The sequence below is a fragment of the Octadecabacter sp. SW4 genome (genome assembly GCF_008065155.1).
In the GTDB taxonomy this organism is placed as follows: Bacteria; Pseudomonadota; Alphaproteobacteria; order Rhodobacterales; family Rhodobacteraceae; genus SW4.
This window is the reverse complement of record NZ_CP042819.1, coordinates 583,647-601,251: the sequence shown is the minus strand read 5'-3', so window position 1 is coordinate 601,251 and position 17,605 is coordinate 583,647. Positions and strand designations below refer to the sequence as shown.

Here is a 17,605-nt window from a genome sequence, read left to right as displayed (position 1 = left end):
TTCAGCGATACATCGGCGGGCGCGCATCAACCCATGCGCCTTTGGCCTGGGCCGATTTCACCGCCTGATGCACAGCCGCCATCGAACGCAAGCCGTCTTCGGCGGTGGGCAGCCCATCAGGGCTCTCGCCGCGAATGGACGCGGCCAGATCGACATAGATGTTGGCAACGGCCAGCGGGAAGCCTTCGGGATGGGCGATTGCCACGCGTGACATGCGTGCCGCCTCGTCCGACAATCCGCCCTCGCCTTTCTCGATGATCTGGGTCCGCCCGCCAACAGGCGTGTAATACACCTGATTGGGCTGCTCGGACGCCCAGCGCATGCCACCGGTTTCGCCAAACACCTGAATGTCAAACCCGTGCTGACGACCAATCGCAACCGAACTGGTCCAAAGCCGCCCGACAGTGCCGCCCTCCAAGCGAAAATTCACCATCGCATCGTCTTCCAACTCGCGCGACGGGATCGTCGAGGCGAAATCGGCGCTCAACTCGCGCACCTGATCGCCGGCAATGAAACTGGCCATATGCAGCGCGTGAATCCCGCAATCGGCGAACTGCCCGGACACGCCCGCCATGGCCGGATCATAGCGCCAGCGCACGCGCGGATTGTCCGCATCCGTTGCGTCACCGTGGTGGCCGTGGCTGAAATTCGTCACGATCAGGCGCACCTTGCCAACCTGTCCCGTGCGCACCATTTCGCGCATTTCACGCACCATCGGATAGGCTGAATAGCAATAGTTCACCGCACATATCTTGCCCGATCTGGCGGCGACCTTCACGATCTCCTCGCCTTCCTCGACGGTCATGGTCATCGGCTTTTCACACAACACGTTAAAGCCGCCCTCAAGGAACGCCTTGGTGATTTCAAAGTGGGTGGAATTCGGGGTCGCAACTGTCACCAGATCAACCCGATCTTCGCGCGCCTTTTCGCCTGCCAGCATCTCGTGCCAGTCACCGTAGGCACGGTCCGCCACAACGCCCAAACGCATGGCATAGTCGCGCCCCTTTTCGGCGTCGTGGTCCAACGCCCCCGCAGCCAGCACGAAATTCCCGTCAGCCTGCGCCCCAAGACGGTGGGCCGGCCCGATCTGGCTGCCTTCGCCGCCACCGATCATTCCCCAGTTCAATCGTGTCATGTGATGTCCTCCACAGGGGGCATGCGCCCAATCTTCATCTTGGCAATTACAACTCTCCCCGAAGGGTCGGCCTGCCTCAGGTAAAACCGATGCTTTCCAGATACTCGCGGTTCGCACGGGCATCTTCCATCGGCGTTCCGGGCATGGAGGGATCGCAGTCTTGTTCAACCGTGCACCAGCCCTCAAATCCGTTGTTGACCAACACTTTGCGCACGGCGGGAAAATCGACATCCCCCTGCCCGAGGTTGCAGAAAATCCCCTGCCCGCAGGCCCGGTAGAAATCCGTGCGATTGGCTACCACATCGGCTTTGACCGCCGGATCGATATCTTTGAAATGCATGTATGAAATCCGGTCGATATGCCGTTTCATGAACGCCACCGGATCATAGCCCGCATAGGAATGATGGCCCGTGTCAAAGCAGATTTTCAGGATGCTGTCGTCGACCTCATCAAGCAGGCGTTCAAGCTCGGGCTCAAAGTCCATGAACCCGCCCGCATGCGCGTGAATACCCACGGTCAACCCATAGTCCTGCGTCCCGATCTTGGCGATTGTGGCGATCCGGTCGCGAAAGGCGGCCCATTCGTCGGCACCCATCTGTTCGGCCTCGGCGGCGCGGCCCGCTGTCGGGGCACGGCGCGGCGATATGCTGTCGATCAGCACCAGATGCTGCGCGCCGTGCGCGGCAAGCGCCTTGCAGGTTCGCACGCTCGCATCCAGCACATCATCCCACTTCGCGGGGTCGTGAAAGGCCCGAAAGACGACACCGCCGATCAGGTCCAGACCGCGCTCGGCCAGGGCGGGCGCAAGGATCGCGGGGTCTTCGGGCATATAGCCGATTGGCCCCAATTCGATACCTTTGTAACCTGCGCCCGCGCATTGATCCAAAACCGATTGCCAGGTCGGGTAGGCCGGGTCGCTGGGAAATTCGATGCCCCATGAACACGGGGCGTTGCCGATCTTGATCGTCATGAAAGTGCCTTTCGGGATGTTAGACAGAAGCCACGTCGACCCATGCCTTTGCACGGGATGAGGCCATAGCCGCTGCGATCACTTGGTTCACGTCCATGCCGTCCTCAAAGGTTGGCCAGACGCTGGTATTGGCTTCGATCGCGTGCAGGAAGTCGCGCGCTTCGATGATGATTTGGTCCTGGTATCCGGTGCCGTGCCCCGGCCCCTGACAAAACGGAAGGTAATCGGGATGCGCGGGGCCGGTCAGAATCTTGCGAAATCCGCGCGTGGCCTCTGGCTCGTCCATTGTATATAGCCAGATCGCGTTTTGGTCTTCCTGGTCAAAGCGGATCGCGCCCCTGGTTCCCGTGATCTCGTAGGCATAGCCCATTTTGCGCCCCTGCGCGATGCGGCTGAAATACATCTGACCCATCGCTCCATTGGCAAAGCGGCACATCATCTGACCGTGGTCATCGTTGGTCACGGCCCCCCGGGGCGGGTCGCATGCACGGTTTCCACGTCAGCCATCACAGAGGCGATCGGGCCGATCAGCGCCAGCGCACCATTGATCATATGCGGCGCAAGATCGCCCATCGTGCCATTGGCGTCACCCGTTGTGCGCCAGGTGGCTGGACTGTCAGGATCGGCAAGGAAATCTTCGGTATGTTCGCCCCTAAACCAGGTCACATCGCCAATCGCGCCCTGCGCCACCAGTTGACGCGCGAACTGGCTGGCGGGCGTGCGGATATAGTTAAACCCGACCATGCTGATCTGCCCTACCGCCGCGGCCACCATCTCGCGGCTCTCCGCAAGGGACGCGCCAAGGGGTTTTTCGCAAAACACCGGCTTGCTCAGGGCAAAGGCCGCCAAAGCGATCTCGCGGTGGGTTTCCTGCGGCGCGGCGATGATGATCGCCGCGACTTTTGGGTCGTTTACCAGAACCCGCCAATCGTCCGTGGCGCGCGCGAAACCATAGGCCGTGCGATACCTTTCGGCCGAGGCCGCCGTGCTGGCGCAAATCATCTCGAGCCGGGGGCGCAGTGCGGTATTGAAAACCGCGCCAACAGCCGACATGGCAACAGCATGTGCCTTGCCCATATAGCCGCCGCCGATGATCCCAATCCCGATTTCTGTCATGGTAGGCAGTGTCCGCTGATAATTCGTTTGCAACCGGTTGCAAAATTAGTATCCTCAGATTCGAAACCGCGCAAGCGACAATCTTTGAAAATGCGGCATTGCGAAAGAAATAGGCAGATGACGAACTCCACAATCCGGCTCACCACGGCCCAGGCGATTATCCGGTATCTTGCCAACCAGTACATCAGTGTGGACGGGCAGGAAATGCGCCTCTGCGGTGGTGGATTCGGGATTTTCGGACATGGCAATGTCACCTGTCTGGGCGAAGCGCTTTATGACGCCAGGGGCGCCCTGCCCCTGTATCGGGGTCAGAATGAGCAAAGCATGGGGTTCGCGGCGGCGGGCTATGCCAAACAGTGGTTGCGCCAGCGGTTCATGTTCTGCACCGCCAGTGCCGGGCCGGGCACATCCAATCTGCTGACCAGTGCCGCGCTAGCCCATGCGAACCGCCTGCCGATGCTTTTACTGTGTGGCGACACCTACGTGACCCGCCTGCCCGATCCGGTGCTGCAACAGCTAGAACATTTCGGCAATCCGTCGCTGGGCGTGAACGACGCCTTCAAGGCGGTTACGCGGTTCTGGGATCGCATCACCCATCCCGCACAAGTCTTGCAGTCGCTGCCTGCCGCGCTGGCCACCATGCTGGACCCCGCCGATTGCGGCCCTGCATTCATTGGCCTGCCGCAAGACGTGCAGGGCTGGACTTTTGACTACCCCAAAAGCTTTTTCGCCAAGCGGGTGCACCGGATCCGCCGTCAGGCGCCTGACCGGGCGGATATCGCCGATGCTGCGGCCCTGCTGAAAACCGCCAAACGCCCCATGATTATCGCGGGTGGCGGCGTGCAGTATGCGCGCGCTGTAGCCGAGCTCACCGATTTTGCCGTTGCCCATAACATCCCGGTGGTTGAAACGATCGCGGGGCGTGCGAACCTGCATCAGGATCATCCGCTCAACATCGGCCCTGTTGGCGTGACCGGCTCCGACAGCGCCAATGCGATTGCCGAAAAGGCCGATATGATCCTTGCCGTGGGGACGCGGTTGCAGGATTTCACAACCGGATCATGGACAGCATTCGCCAAAGACGCGCGCATCATCGGATTGAACGTTGGCCGCCATGACGCGATGAAACATCTGTCGCTTCCGGTCGTGGGGGATGCCAAACTGGGCCTTGCCGCCCTGGGCGATGCCCTCGCCGGTTACGCGGCCCCAATGGACTGGAGCGATTTTGCCCAGACCGAGCGCGCCAAATGGGTGGCCTATACCGATGACATCACCACAGTCGGCAACGGCCCCAATTCCTATGCCCAAGCAATCCGCACCGTGAACGATCTCTGCGATCCGCGCGATCGTGTGGTTGCCGCGGCGGGCGGCCTTCCTGCCGAAGTCACCGCCCATTGGCAGACCAAAGATATCGGCACCGTCGATGTCGAATTCGGGTTCTCTTGCATGGGCTATGAAATCGCGGGTGGCTGGGGCGCGCGCATTGCCCAACACGAACGCGAACCCGACAATGACACGATCGTCTTTACCGGTGACGGGTCTTATCTGATGCTCAACTCAGATATCTATTCATCGGTCCTGACCCAGCGCAAACTGATCATTCTGGTCCTGGACAACGGTGGCTTTGCCGTGATCAACAAACTGCAAAACAACACCGGCAACACCAGTTTCAACAATCTGATCGCCGACAGCCCGACCGTGCCCGCACCCTTTGCGGTGGATTTCGAGGCCCATGCCGCATCCTTGGGAGCGCATGCCGAAACCGTCTCGAATGCGACGGAACTGGGCGCGGCATTCAAGCGGGCCAAGGCGGCAGACAAAACCAGCGTGATCGTCATGCAGGTCGATCCATATGACGGCTGGACGACCCAGGGCCACGCCTGGTGGGAGGTCGGCACCCCGCATATCACCGACAATCCCAAAGTCGCCGAAAAACATGCCGAAATCGAAGCCACGCGGGCCAAACAGCGCAAGGGAATCTGATGAAGTCGTTTACCGCCAAAACCGCAAAACCCGACAAAGTTATTGCAGAGTTATTGCAGGGGGACGGGGCTGTGCGGATCACTGGCCTGTTCCGCCCCGATCAGATCGCCGAGGCCCGCGCCATCATCATGGCGCACTCCGAACAGGACAGCGAAAAGGCCACCCACTTTCAGGGCGCCGCCGAGGCTGAGGGCAAGATCAACCTGCAACGCCGTGTCTGGAACCTGTTGGCCAAGGGCGAGGTTTTCTCGCAATTGGCGGCGCATCCGGTGCTGATGAATATCCTGCGCAAGTTTCTGGGCACCGAATTCATTATGGGTTCAATCGCCGCGAACCGTATTCTGCCGGGTGGCCCCGGACAGGAACCGCATGTGGACTACCCCTATTGGGACTTTCATGCCCCGCAAACCCATCCGGTCGGCCTGAATGCCTCGTTCCCGATGAACGCACAGGTGTCGATCATCCTCGACCCGTTCACCGCCCAAAGCGGTGCCACGGGCTTTGTTCCCGGCAGTCAGACCGAACTGCGCTATCCCACACCCGACGACCGCTTTTACGAACGGTGCGAGCAGATGACAGGCGAACCCGGCGATGTGGCGTTGTTCTTTGGCGCGCTCTGGCACTGTGCGATGCCAAACCGGGCCAATCATGACCGCAACGCGGTGTTGATCCAGTATCTGCCCAAATGGGTCAAGCCGATGGAGGATATTCCTGCCGCTTTGCCCACGTCTTTTCTGGATGACGCCAGCGACGACATTCGCCAGTTGATCGGCCTGAATTTTCCCTATCCAGAAGTGCTGGACACCGCCAAGTCCGGCAATGCGGAGGGGCGGGCATGAGCGACGTTCTCGCAGGAATAAAACGCAACAGCTTTGTCGTGGTTGGCCGCGTGGGCATGGACCTGTTTCCTGCCCCGGGCGTCGCGACCGAGGATGCGGATGCATTCACCGCCGATATGGGTGGGTCCTCGGCCAATATTGCTGCAGGGATTGTGAAACTGGGCGGGCACGCCGCCCTTGTCACCCGCGTGTCCGACGATGCGGTCGGGCGGTTCTGTGTCAACAAGCTGGCGCATTACGGCGTCGAGTCCACCTATGTCACGCCTGTAGGCGGCGAGGCGCGCAATTCACTGGCGCTTTATGAAAGCCGCGTGCAGGGGCACCAGTCGGTGATTTACCGCAACGGCGCGGCCGACTTTGAAATGACCCTGGCCGATGTGGAAGCGGTGGATTATTCCAAGTTTGGCGCGCTGATCACGGCCGGCACGGTCTTTGCCGCCGAACCATCGCGGGCGGCGGCGTTTCGTGCATTCGAACTGGCCCGCGCGGCCGGATTGCCGATCATCTTTGATATTGATTACCGCCCCTATAGCTGGCCCAGCGCACAGGTCGCGTCCGAGGTACTGTCGCGTGCCGGTGGCTTGTCGGATGTGATTGTCGGCAATGATGACGAGTTCGGCTTTATGGCGGGCGACAAGGCCAAGGGGCTGGATATGGCCCGCGAGTTGGCCGCCACCAGCGCCAGCATCGTCGTTTACAAAATGGGTGAACGCGGCGCGGTGACATTCCACAACAGCGCCGAATTGCGCACTGGCATCTACCCCGTCACGGCCCTTAAACCCACGGGGGCAGGTGACAGTTTCATGGCGGGTTTTCTGACCGGGCTTGCCGACGGTCTTGACCTGAAAGCAGCCGTCTTGCGCGGCTCGGCCTGCGCCGCGATCGTTGTCTCCAAACCGGGCTGCGCGCCAGCCATGCCGATGCCTGCCGACCTTGAAAAATTCCTCGCCGCCCATCCCGGCCCAACCGACACAGCCTAAGGAACGTCCCATGCATATCGCACCGCACGACAACCACAATAAACCTATCGTGGACGCCGACGATCCGACTGTGCCGCTGAACTATTTTAATATCGTCAAGCTGAAAGCGGGTGAAGCGTTTGAATATCAGGTGCCCGGCTACGAGACCTGCGTCGTTCCCGCGACGGGCACGGTTGATGTGGACGTCGAGGGCGTCACATATCCCGCCCTGGGTCAGCGCACCACCGACGTTTGGGACGGCGAGCCCGAGGGGGTTTATGTTCCCGTTGGGGCCAAGGCCACGATTGTTGCCACACGCGATACGGAAACCTTCATCGCCGGTGCGAAATACAACAAGGTGCTGGACCCGTTCGATGTGCGCGTTGCCGAACTGGACGTGGTGCAATACGGCAGCGACGACACCAAGACGCATCGCAAGATCAAACACATCCTTGGCACCAAATATCACGACAAGGTCGGGCGCTTGCTGGTCTCCGAACTGTTTACCGTTGGCCAGGGCGGCTGGTCGGGGTTCCCGGCCCACAAGCATGATACCGACCGCAAGGACGCGGATGGCAACATCATCGAGACACGCCACGACGAGACCTATAACTTTCGCTTCAGGCCCAATCACGGGTCCGGCGTCCAGATCATCGAGCGCGAAGACGGCAAACCCGGGGACGCCTATCAACTGATGGATGGCTCCACCATCATGCTGGACAGCGGCTATCATCCCTGCGCCGTGATGCCGGGCTACGAGATGTATTATTTCACGATCCTTGGCGGACTAAGCCAACGCAGTCTGGTGCAGTTTTTCCAGCCGACACATGCGTATCAGGTTGAAACGATCCCGGGCATCAAAGACATGATCGCGAAATTCAAGTGAGCCTTGCAACGCTGGCAGAGGTGTTACAGCCCGCGCGCAAGGGCGGCTATGCGGTGGCGGGGCTGGTCACGCTGGGCTGGGAAGACATGCGCGCCTATGTCGCCGCCGCCGAAGCTGAAAACTGCCCCGTGATCTTGCAGGCGGGGCCGTCGTGCCGCGCGCATACGCCCCTGCCGATCTTGGGCAAAATGTTCCGTTATCTGGCCGAAAACGCCAGCGTGCCTGTCGTTGCCCACCTTGATCACGGCTATACCTTTGAGGAATGCCGCGAGGCGCTGGAGTCCGGCTTTACTTCGCTTATGTATGACGGGTCGCGCAAACCCCTGCAGCAGAACATCGACGAAACTGCGGCCATCGCCGAAATGGCCCATGCGGCGGGCATTTCCTGCGAGGGCGAGATTGGTTTTGTCGGCTATGCAGCGGGTGAAAAATCGGCCGGAACGGACCCGCGCGAGGCCGCCATTTTCGCACGGGACTCCGGTGTGGACGCGATGGCGATTTCGGTCGGCAACGTCCACTTGCAGCAGGACAAGGAGGGCGGGCTTGACGTCGCGCGCATCCGCGCGATCGAGGCCGTGACCGATATCCCGCTGGTGATCCACGGCGGATCAGGCGTGCCGATGGCGCAGCGTAGCCAGTTGGCCCAAACCTCCAACATCTGCAAATTCAACATCGGCACCGAACTGCGAATGGCCTTTGGCGCGGCCCTGCGCGAAGCTGTGAACAGCGACCCCGACAGGTTTGATCGCGTGCAGATTCTGAAAGACACCCACGACCCGCTTGTGGACGCGACCCGCACCGTCTTGGGTGCCTTTCGTGCCAAAACCCAAAGGTAACCCCATGATTAAAATCGGTATTCTCGGAAGCGGACGGATCGGCCAGGTCCATGCAGCGACGATCATGCGTTTGGACAATGCCGCCCTGGTCGCCGTGTCGGATTTCTTTCCCGATGCAGCGCAGGCGCTCGCCGCCAAGACCGGTGCGGCGGTGCAAACCACCGATGACATCATTGCCAATCCCGATATTGACGCTGTGGTGATCGGCACGCCGACCGACACGCATTACGATATCATCCACGCCGCCGCAAAGGCGGGCAAAGCGATCTTTTGCGAAAAACCCGTCGATATGTCCGCCGATCGCATCCGCGCGTGCATCGCCGTGGTAGAGGCAAACAAGACATCCTTTATGACCGCCTTTAACCGCCGCTTTGATCCCAGTTTTGCCCACCTGCAGGGGCGTATCGCGGCAGGCGACATTGGTGCCGTGGAAATTGTCACGATCCTGTCGCGCGACCCCGCGCCGCCACCGGTCAGCTACATCAAATCCTCGGGCGGACTGTTTCGCGATATGATGATCCATGACTTTGATATGGCGCGGTTCCTGCTGGGTGAAGAACCCGTCACTGTCTTTGCGGTGGGTGCAGCGCTTGTAGACCCCGACATCGGCGCGGCAGGTGATGTTGACACGGCGGCGGTGGTCCTTACCACGGCCAGCGGCAAAATCTGCCAGATCAGCAATTCCCGGCGCGCGACCTATGGCTATGACCAGCGGATCGAGGTGCACGGGGCCAAGGGCATGTTGCGCGCCGAAAACCAGCGCGAACATACCATCGAGATCGCCACCCAGGCCGGGTTTCAAACGGCACCGACGCAGCATTTCTTTCTGGAACGCTACGAGGCGGCCTATATGTCCGAACTTGCCCATTTTGTCGCCACTCTTGCGTCCGGCGCGCCGATGACCCCGTCAATCACCGACGGGCTACGCGCGCAGGTGCTGGCGGACGCCGCACAAGCGTCATTGGAAACTGGCAAGGCAGTAATGGTCTAAGGATCGTTTGCCCAGCTTGCGCAAGCGCCACCACCCCGACGAATAGGCCCGCGCCCGCATCATCGGCGCGGGCGTTGATGCAATCGCTGCGTTTTTGACCGGTGTCGCAGTGACCTAGACCACCCGTTCGACCATCATCTTTTTGATATTGGCGATGGCCTTGGCCGGGTTCAGACCCTTTGGGCAGGTCTTGGTGCAGTTCATGATCGTGTGGCAGCGATAAAGCTTGAACGGGTCTTCCAGATCGTCCAGACGCTCGCCCGTGGCCTCGTCGCGGCTGTCGATGATCCAGCGGTAGGCATGCAGCAGCGCGGCCGGCCCAAGGTAGCGATCACTGTTCCACCAATAGGACGGACAGGATGTGGAACAACAGGCGCACATCACACATTCATACAGGCCGTCCAGCTTTTCGCGGTCCTTGATCGACTGTTTCCATTCCTTGGCGGGGCGGTTGGTCTTGGTTTCCAGCCAGGGCATGATGCTGGCGTGCTGGGCATAGAAATGCGTCAGATCCGGGATCAAATCCTTGACCACGGGCATGTGCGGCAGCGGATAGATTTTCACATCGCCCTTCACCTCGTCCATGCCATAGATGCAGGCCAGCGTGTTGATGCCGTCGATGTTCATCGCGCAAGAACCGCAAATCCCTTCGCGGCAGGACCGGCGGAACGTGAGTGTGGGATCAATCTCGTTCTTGATCTTGATCAGCGCGTCCAGAACCATCGGGCCACAGTCGTCCATATCGACAAAATAGGTATCCAGACGCGGGTTTTGCCCGTCATCGGGGTTCCAGCGGTAAATCTGCACCTTGCGCAGGTTCTTGGCACCCGCAGGTTTGGGCCATGTCTTGCCGCTGGTCATGCGGGAATTTTTGGGAAGCGTAAATTCAACCATTGGGGTCAGGCTCCTGTTGGGGTCATTTGGTGGCCCCTGCGGGGCGTGTCACGATAAAAAGGGTTTCGCCGCGCATCAGACCGTGGGTCAGCACATCAGGCTCTTGGGCGGTAAATTCTTCCAGATCAAAACCGGCGGCGCGGATACGGTCACGCAGGTCACGGCCATAGAAACGGACATGGTCGGCCTGTCCGAAATGCACGAACCGATCCTGCGAGGTCTCCACGGCATCGTTTTCGTATGTTTCGGCCCAGCCTTCGCAGATCGGCGTGGACAGGATCGCGCGGCCACCGGGTTTCAGCAGGCGGAAAAATTCGCCCAGCGCCGCTGTGTCATCAACGTGTTCCAGCACGTGATTGCACACGATCCGGTCGTAACCGGCGTCCGGCAGGCCCGTGTCCTCGATATTGATACGGTGGGTCACATTGCGGCTTTCGCTCAGGTCCGCTGTTTCGTAACGCGCCACCACATCCTTGATGCGCAGCGACAGCAGATGTTCTGGTGCGAAATGCAAGACGCTGTGGTCGGGTCCGAAAAAACCCGTGCGATCACAATAAAGAACGAACAGGCGATGGCGTTCCAGTGATCCGCAACTGCCACAGCGCGCATCATAGCGTGGTGGCTGACCAAAGGCGACAAAGCTGCCGTAGTAGCCGCAGATCGGGCAGCTGCGCGGATGCACGCCTTTGACGGCCTTGCGAAAACGGTTGATCTGCACTTGCGCCCATTTGTCGATCTTGTCCTGATGGCGCGCGGTCTGATCGACCGGCGCGCCCTTTGCAGGCATCGATGACTTGGGCTGTTTGGTCATCCGGCAAGGCCGGAGGTGGCGCAGGCGATGGTCTCGGGCCGTTGCAGGATGTTGGACACAAGCGTGATGGTGTTGGGTTCAACACCGGTGACCGCAGCGCCCGCCAGATTGAAAAGTTCAGTATCGCTGGCGTTGTCGATGATGCAATCGGTCAGCACCACGCCGGCGGGGCCGGACACGGTTTCGGCTACGATCGGGCGCACGACAGATTTGGCGGCTTCGCGCGCGGGGTCCGGGCCGAGTGCGACATCACAGGCAGTCACTGCAGTCAGGGCGACGGTAGCAAGGATGATGGGTGTCTTCATGATGTGTTCCCTTTATCGCAGGTTGGGTTGGCGGACAGGTTCGGCACCTGTCTTTTCAACGACACAGGACCGATAGACTTCAAGCGGGTCACGCCCCGCCAGAAAGTCGCTGCTGAGCCCGATTTCAACATCGGTGTTTGGGCCTGTGTTCGAGTTTACGCCAACTGTCACGCTGCCAGTAGGGCCTTGGGCTGCGCGGGCACGATCCTCGCAGATTTCCGCCGCCCGCAGCGGATCGATCGGCGGTTGCGGGCCGCAGGCGGCCAACACGGCTAGTGGCAGGAACAACGCGATCCGCATCAGAATGTCCGTTCTTTCGGGGCGATCTTTTTCTGGCTGATGCCGCCCTGCTTTTCGGTGGTCAGTGGTTTGGTGATCACGGGGCGGTGGGTCAGCTTGACCTTCGCGCCGTCAATCCGGCTAATCGTGTGAACGCGCCATTTTTCATCGTCGCGGGTCGGGTAATCCTCGTGGGCATGGGCACCACGGCTTTCCTTGCGCGCCTCGGCCCCGACGATTGTCGCCAGCGCGTTGGGCATCAGGTTGGTCAATTCCAATGTTTCCATCAGATCAGAGTTCCAGACGAGCGAACGATCGGTGACCTTGATATCATCCATCTTGCCCGCAATCGCGGTCATCTTCTTGACCCCTTCTTTCAGGGTCTTGTCGGTGCGGAACACGGCTGCATCGGCCTGCATCGCCTTTTGCATTTCAAGGCGCAGATCGGCGGTTGCGACATTCCCATCGGCATGGCGCAACCCATCGAAGCGGTCAAAGGCCGCATCAACGCTGGCCTTGTTCAGGGTCGGGTTGGGCGCATCGGCATCGACAGTCGTGCCCGCACGGATCGCAGCAGCACGGCCAAAGACCACCAGGTCAATCAGGCTGTTCGATCCCAGGCGGTTCGCCCCGTGAACCGAGGCACAGCCCGCCTCGCCCACCGCCATCAAGCCGGGCACAACGGCGTTGGGGTCTTTGGCGGTCGGGTTCAGAACCTCGCCGTGATAATTCGTCGGAATACCGCCCATGTTGTAATGCACGGTCGGCAGCACGGGGATCGGTTCTTTGGTGACATCGACGCCTGCGAAAATCTTGGCGCTTTCGGAAATGCCGGGCAAACGCAGGTTCAACGCCTCGGGTGGCAGGTGATTGAGGTTGAGGTGAATATGATCGCCATTCGCCCCCACGCCGCGCCCCTCGCGGATTTCCATCGTCATGCAGCGCGACACATAATCGCGCGGGGCCAGGTCCTTGTAGTTGGGCGCATAGCGCTCCATGAACCGTTCGCCCTCGGAATTGGTCAGATACCCGCCTTCACCGCGTGCGCCTTCGGTAATCAGGCAACCGGCACCATAAATGCCGGTGGGGTGGAACTGCACGAATTCCATATCCTGAAGCGGCAATCCCGCGCGTGCGATCATGCCACCACCGTCACCGGTGCAGGTATGGGCCGATGTGGCGCTGAAATAGGCGCGGCCATAGCCGCCCGTGGCCAGCACGACCATCTTGGCGTTAAAGACATGCATGGTGCCATCATCCAGCTTCCAGCAGACGACACCCTGACACTGGCCATCATCGGACATGATCAGATCAATGGCGAAATATTCGATGAAAAATTCGGCCTGCTGTTTCAGCGACTGGCCATAAAGCGTGTGCAGAATGGCGTGGCCGGTGCGGTCGGCGGCGGCACAGGTGCGCTGCACGGCGGGGCCTTCGCCAAATTCGGTCGTGTGGCCACCAAAGGGGCGCTGATAAATCTTGCCCTCTTCGGTGCGCGAAAACGGCACGCCGTAGTGCTCCAGCTCATAGACCGCCTTGGGGGCTTCGCGGGCCAGATATTCCATCGCATCCGTATCGCCCAGCCAGTCGGAGCCCTTGACGGTATCATACATATGCCATTGCCAGTGATCTGGCCCCATGTTGGACAGGGACGCGGCGATGCCACCCTGCGCAGCAACCGTGTGGGACCGTGTCGGGAACACCTTGGTCACGCAGGCCGTGCGCAACCCCTGTTCGGCCATGCCAAGGGTCGCGCGCAAACCTGCGCCTCCGGCCCCGACAACCACAACGTCATATTCATGGGTCTCGTATTCGTATTCAGCCATTTTCAAACGCTCCGGCGAATTAAAGTGCGATGCGCACGATGGCGAAAATACCAACGGCGGCGGCGGTATAGGACAGGCAGATCATCGCGATGATCAGGGCCTTGCGCGCGAACCCGTGAACGTAGTCCTCGATCAGGGTTTGAACACCCCCGCGGAAATGCAGGAAACCAACCAGCAGCGTCAGGATGCCGATTATGGCAGGGAATGGCCGCTGGTAATAGGCGATTACGTCGTCATAGGGCGCGCCAAGGATATAGCCAAAGGTAAAGACAAACAGCGGGATCAACCCAACAAGCGCGACAGAGGTGACCATCATATGCCAATGGTGTTCGGTCCCGGTTTTTGCAGACCCAAGACCAGCGGCGCGTTTGCGATCGGTAAGAAATCTCATGATGGCCCCCTTACAGCACGATGATGGTGAAAACGGTCAGCAAGACCGACACGATGATGATGATCTGCCCCAGCAGTTCCGCCTTGCCGATCTCGAGCATCCGGCCGGTGTCCCAGATCAGGTGCCGGATACCGGCAAGCAGGTGATACCAGATCGCAAAGACAGACCCGAGCATGACAAGATCGCCGAACCAGCTTGTGATCACGGCGTTGGCGCGGTTGAACGCGGCCTCGCCCGTGGCGGCGGCGATGAACCACCAGACCACCAGCAGCGCCCCAACGATCAGCGCGTTGCCGGTGATCCGTGTCAGGATCGAGGTCATCGACGTCAGTTGTGGGCGATAGATCGTCAGATGCGGCGAAAGCGGGCGGTTGCCAGGGTTCACATCGGCCATGTCAGGCTCCTTGGTTGGGACGGCCCAGCGCGTGACAAGGCCCGTTGACCCTTTTCTGGCAAATTATTTCACAAGAGTCACGCAAGGGAATGGCGCAAATGTGCGGAATCTTGACGCGGCAGTGCAGAAAAATAGAGCTTGTGATCACACGATGATTTTCTGTGATCACAAAATGCGCAACCCGGCGCGGATGCCAGCGGACCATGACGGCCCGCTGGCGAAAACCTTAGCGCTGCAATGGCAGTAGCGGAAAGTGATGCAGAAAACCAACGCTTTCAGCGCGGGATCAGCGCCCAATAATCCAGATCAAGCAGGACATCGGGGTGATATTTCCCAGCTTCGCCGCGCAGCACGCCAGCCGCGCCTTTGGTGGCAACCAGACGCAAGCGGATTGCGCCGACACCCGGCGCATCGGTTTCCGCGTGGTCCAGCACTTCGCTCCAGGCGCGCAGGGTATCGCCCGCAAAACAAGGGTTCGCATGGGCTCCGCCGTTCAACCCGACAATCATTTGCGCATTGGCCAGACCATTGAACGACAGCGCGCGCGCCAGCGACAGCACGTGTCCGCCATAGATCAGCCGCTTGCCGTCCGCCCGATTGGTTGCATCAAAATGCACCTTGGCCGTGTTCTGCCACAGGCGGGTGGCCAGCATGTGTTCCGCTTCTTCAATCGTGATGCCATCGACGTGGTCGATCACCTCGCCCACCTGATAATCGCCCCAGCGGTGCGGCTCGCCGGCCAGCGCGACATTGTAGTCACTGAAATCAAGGCCCTGTGGGATCACAAGGGTCGCGGGGTCCACCACCTGCGCCAGCTCCGGCACCACAGTTTCAGGCGCAGGTGCGTCCAAATCGCGCTTGCGCACCATCACCCAGCGCACATAGTCCATCACCAGTTCTTCACGCTGGTTCAGCCCGCGTGTGCGCACCCAAACCACACCGGTCTTGCCGCTTGAATTCTGTTTGATGCCAATGACTTGCGATTCAGATCGCAGCGTGTCACCGGGCCAGACGGGCAAGTGCCAGCGCCCTTCGGCATAGCCCAGATTGGCCACCGCATTCAGCGACACATCCGGCACGGTCTTGCCGAAAATCACGTGAAACGCCGCCAGATCGTCCAGCGGGCTGGCGGGCAACCCGCAGGCTTGCGCGAACACATCCGATGAATAAAGCGCGTGTCGTGCCGGATAAAGCGCGTGATACAGCGCGCGTTCGCCCTGGCCGACCGTGCGCGGCACCGCATGGGTAATCACATCACCAACAGTATAATCCTCAAAAAACCGGCCCGCGTTCGTCTTGGTCATTGCTGGCGCAGTTTCATGTCGGGGGAATAGGGCGTGTCCACGTCTTTCACCACCGCCTGCCCGCAGCGCAACACGCCGTTGGCTTGATCGAACGTGTATTGCGGATCGCCATAAAGCACCCAGCCCTTGGCCAGCGCCGCGCTCACTTTGTGGCAAAACGCCGATGTGTCGTCTTCGGTCAGAAAGCGATAAATTTGCATGGGATTATCCGAACGGGTTATAGCCAAGCCAGATGTGAATGGCCGACACGATTGCAAAGACGACAAGGGTCGCCACAGCGGCGATCACCTCGGATTTGATAGGCGGGGCGTGGTAGGCGCCGCGCGGCCCCTGGGCGCGGTTGATCACCGCCATTTCGACCAGCGCCCAGACGGCCAAACCCCGAACAATACGAACGATGGCGCGTCGCCATTGACCAGCAGATGCGCCACCGACCAGACGATTACCGCCGTCAGCTGCGGATGGCGGATCGCGCGGGTGATCCGCGTGCCTTTACCCGAGGCCGCGAACAGATAAAACGCCAGCAACATCAACAGGTTGTTGATGCCCGTCATGGCCGGAGTGCGCCCCCAATAAAACGCGCCGTCCCATGCCCGATAACCAATCACCATCAGCACGATACTGACGACCAGAAGCAGCGCAATCGGCCCCTTGGCCTTGTCGCCCATCGCCGCGCGCTGGTCCGGTGCCACACGTTTAAAAAGGTGAACGCCCGCCCACAGCGCCAGTCCCAAAATCAGCCAAATCATGTTGCATCCATTTCCGCGATTGCTTTTGCTTTTTCCAAGGTCGCGCGGGCGGTGACAATATGCAAGTTCTCGACGATCTTGCCATCGACAACGGCCACGCCCTGCCCGGCTGCCTCGGCCGCATCAAATGCGGCGATCTGACGATTGGCAAGGTCAATCTCGGCCCCGGTCGGGGCGAATGCGGCGTTGGCGATGGCCAGTTGCGCGGGGTGGATCAGCGTCTTGCCGTCAAAGCCCATGTCGCGCCCCTGTTCACATTCGGCGCGCAGCCCGTCGTCATCCTTGAAGGCGTTATAGACCCCATCAAGCGCAATAACGCCGTGGGCGCGCGCCGCCAACAGGCACATCTGCAACGACATCAGTAGTGGTTCGCGGTTCGCAACCGTGCGAGTGTTCAGGTCTTTCGCCAGATCGTTGGTGCCCATCACAAAGCCCTGCACACGTCCATGCGCGGCGATTGCGGCGGCGTTCAGAACGCCCAAAGGGGTTTCCATCATCGCCCAGATCGGCAGATCGACCAGCGCGGCCAATGCATCGATATCATCCGGCCCGTTGACCTTGGGCAACAGCACCGCATCGCAATCCATCTGCGCAACGGCGGCGGCATCCTCCGTGCCCCAGGGCGTATCCAGCGCGTTGATCCGCACGATCCGCAGGCGCGGGCCATAACCTCCCTTGGCCAGTTCGGCGGCAAGCGTGGCGCGGGCGTTGCCCTTTTCTTCAACGGCCACGGCATCTTCAAGGTCGAACAGGATCACATCGGTGGCAAGGCCGCGCGCCTTGTCCAGGGCGCGTTCCTTTGAGCCGGGAATGTAAAGGGCAGACCGTGTCGGGCGCTGGGTCATCGAATCTTCCTCGCAATAATGTTGCGCGGAACAGGCCAGAAATGCGCAGATCATTCAACCGTGAAATGCCGCAATGCAGCGCAACACCCATC

General features: G+C 60.4%; 18 protein-coding genes and 2 pseudogenes. 6 read left to right on the top strand and 14 right to left on the bottom strand.

The window, feature by feature from the left end:
* Position 1: 1 nt before the first annotated feature.
* From FTO60_RS03080 to FTO60_RS03070, 3 genes and pseudogenes are all read right to left on the bottom strand, one after another.
* Positions 2–1,135: a Gfo/Idh/MocA family protein gene (locus FTO60_RS03080; RefSeq protein WP_148054596.1), complete on the bottom strand. Its 1,134-nt coding sequence runs from the start codon at positions 1,133–1,135 to the stop codon at positions 2–4.
* Between the two features lie 76 nt (positions 1,136–1,211).
* Entirely contained in the window at positions 1,212–2,105 is an 894-nt protein-coding gene (locus FTO60_RS03075; RefSeq protein WP_148054595.1) for a TIM barrel protein, read from the bottom strand.
* A gap of 19 nt (positions 2,106–2,124) precedes the next feature.
* Positions 2,125–3,221: pseudogene (locus FTO60_RS03070) on the bottom strand (Gfo/Idh/MocA family protein).
* 117 nt (positions 3,222–3,338) lie between these two features.
* Between FTO60_RS03070 and iolD the strand changes: the two are divergent.
* The 6 genes from iolD to iolG are packed head-to-tail and all read left to right on the top strand — an operon-like array spanning position 3,339 to position 9,715.
* Positions 3,339–5,204 (top strand): 3D-(3,5/4)-trihydroxycyclohexane-1,2-dione acylhydrolase (decyclizing), encoded by a 1,866-nt coding sequence (iolD, locus tag FTO60_RS03065; RefSeq protein WP_148054594.1) that lies wholly within the window; start codon positions 3,339–3,341, stop codon positions 5,202–5,204.
* Positions 5,204–6,043 (top strand): phytanoyl-CoA dioxygenase family protein, encoded by an 840-nt coding sequence (locus FTO60_RS03060; RefSeq protein ID WP_148054593.1) that lies wholly within the window; start codon positions 5,204–5,206, stop codon positions 6,041–6,043. Before iolD ends, FTO60_RS03060 begins: the two co-directional genes overlap by 1 nt.
* Positions 6,040–7,023, top strand: coding sequence for a 5-dehydro-2-deoxygluconokinase (gene iolC, locus FTO60_RS03055; RefSeq protein WP_148054592.1), 984 nt, complete (start codon positions 6,040–6,042; stop codon positions 7,021–7,023). Before FTO60_RS03060 ends, iolC begins: the two co-directional genes overlap by 4 nt.
* Before the next feature lie 10 nt (positions 7,024–7,033).
* On the top strand, positions 7,034–7,888 hold the full coding sequence (locus FTO60_RS03050; protein ID WP_148054591.1) for a 5-deoxy-glucuronate isomerase: 855 nt from the start codon (positions 7,034–7,036) through the stop codon (positions 7,886–7,888).
* Positions 7,885–8,724, top strand: coding sequence for a class II fructose-bisphosphate aldolase (locus FTO60_RS03045; RefSeq protein ID WP_148054590.1), 840 nt, complete (start codon positions 7,885–7,887; stop codon positions 8,722–8,724). Before FTO60_RS03050 ends, FTO60_RS03045 begins: the two co-directional genes overlap by 4 nt.
* A gap of 4 nt (positions 8,725–8,728) precedes the next feature.
* Positions 8,729–9,715 carry an inositol 2-dehydrogenase gene (iolG, locus tag FTO60_RS03040; protein ID WP_148054589.1) on the top strand — a complete coding sequence of 329 codons (987 nt, stop codon included), beginning with the start codon at positions 8,729–8,731 and terminating at the stop codon, positions 9,713–9,715.
* Positions 9,716–9,829: 114 nt separating this feature from the next.
* Here iolG and FTO60_RS03035 read toward each other — a convergent pair whose 3' ends face one another.
* The 11 genes and pseudogenes from FTO60_RS03035 to FTO60_RS02985 form a co-directional block, all read right to left on the bottom strand.
* Complete coding sequence (locus tag FTO60_RS03035; RefSeq protein ID WP_148054588.1) at positions 9,830–10,609, bottom strand: succinate dehydrogenase iron-sulfur subunit; 780 nt, start codon at positions 10,607–10,609, stop codon at positions 9,830–9,832.
* Positions 10,610–10,631: 22 nt separating this feature from the next.
* Positions 10,632–11,420, bottom strand: coding sequence for a methyltransferase domain-containing protein (locus FTO60_RS03030; RefSeq protein ID WP_148054587.1), 789 nt, complete (start codon positions 11,418–11,420; stop codon positions 10,632–10,634).
* Positions 11,417–11,725, bottom strand: a complete 309-nt coding sequence (locus tag FTO60_RS03025; protein WP_148054586.1) for a succinate dehydrogenase — start codon at positions 11,723–11,725, stop codon at positions 11,417–11,419. Before FTO60_RS03025 ends, FTO60_RS03030 begins: the two co-directional genes overlap by 4 nt.
* Positions 11,726–11,737: 12 nt before the next feature.
* Positions 11,738–12,025 (bottom strand): hypothetical protein, encoded by a 288-nt coding sequence (locus FTO60_RS03020; RefSeq protein ID WP_148054585.1) that lies wholly within the window; start codon positions 12,023–12,025, stop codon positions 11,738–11,740.
* Positions 12,025–13,830 carry a succinate dehydrogenase flavoprotein subunit gene (sdhA, locus tag FTO60_RS03015; RefSeq protein WP_148054584.1) on the bottom strand — a complete coding sequence of 602 codons (1,806 nt, stop codon included), beginning with the start codon at positions 13,828–13,830 and terminating at the stop codon, positions 12,025–12,027. The genes FTO60_RS03020 and sdhA overlap by 1 nt, the downstream gene beginning before the upstream one ends.
* Positions 13,831–13,849: 19 nt before the next feature.
* Positions 13,850–14,221: a succinate dehydrogenase, hydrophobic membrane anchor protein gene (gene sdhD / locus FTO60_RS03010; RefSeq protein WP_148054583.1), complete on the bottom strand. Its 372-nt coding sequence runs from the start codon at positions 14,219–14,221 to the stop codon at positions 13,850–13,852.
* A 10-nt stretch (positions 14,222–14,231) separates the two neighbouring features.
* Complete coding sequence (gene sdhC / locus FTO60_RS03005; RefSeq protein ID WP_148054582.1) at positions 14,232–14,615, bottom strand: succinate dehydrogenase, cytochrome b556 subunit; 384 nt, start codon at positions 14,613–14,615, stop codon at positions 14,232–14,234.
* Between the two features lie 275 nt (positions 14,616–14,890).
* Positions 14,891–15,919, bottom strand: coding sequence for a MaoC family dehydratase (locus FTO60_RS03000; protein WP_148054581.1), 1,029 nt, complete (start codon positions 15,917–15,919; stop codon positions 14,891–14,893).
* Positions 15,916–16,119, bottom strand: coding sequence for a DUF1737 domain-containing protein (locus tag FTO60_RS02995; RefSeq protein ID WP_148054580.1), 204 nt, complete (start codon positions 16,117–16,119; stop codon positions 15,916–15,918). Before FTO60_RS02995 ends, FTO60_RS03000 begins: the two co-directional genes overlap by 4 nt.
* A gap of 4 nt (positions 16,120–16,123) precedes the next feature.
* Positions 16,124–16,668 (bottom strand): annotated as a pseudogene (locus tag FTO60_RS02990) (NnrU family protein).
* The gene (locus FTO60_RS02985) at positions 16,665–17,513 is read right to left on the bottom strand and encodes a CoA ester lyase (protein ID WP_148057025.1); all 849 of its coding nucleotides are present in this window, start codon (positions 17,511–17,513) and stop codon (positions 16,665–16,667) included. Before FTO60_RS02985 ends, FTO60_RS02990 begins: the two are co-directional and overlap by 4 nt.
* Positions 17,514–17,605: the final 92 nt, after the last annotated feature.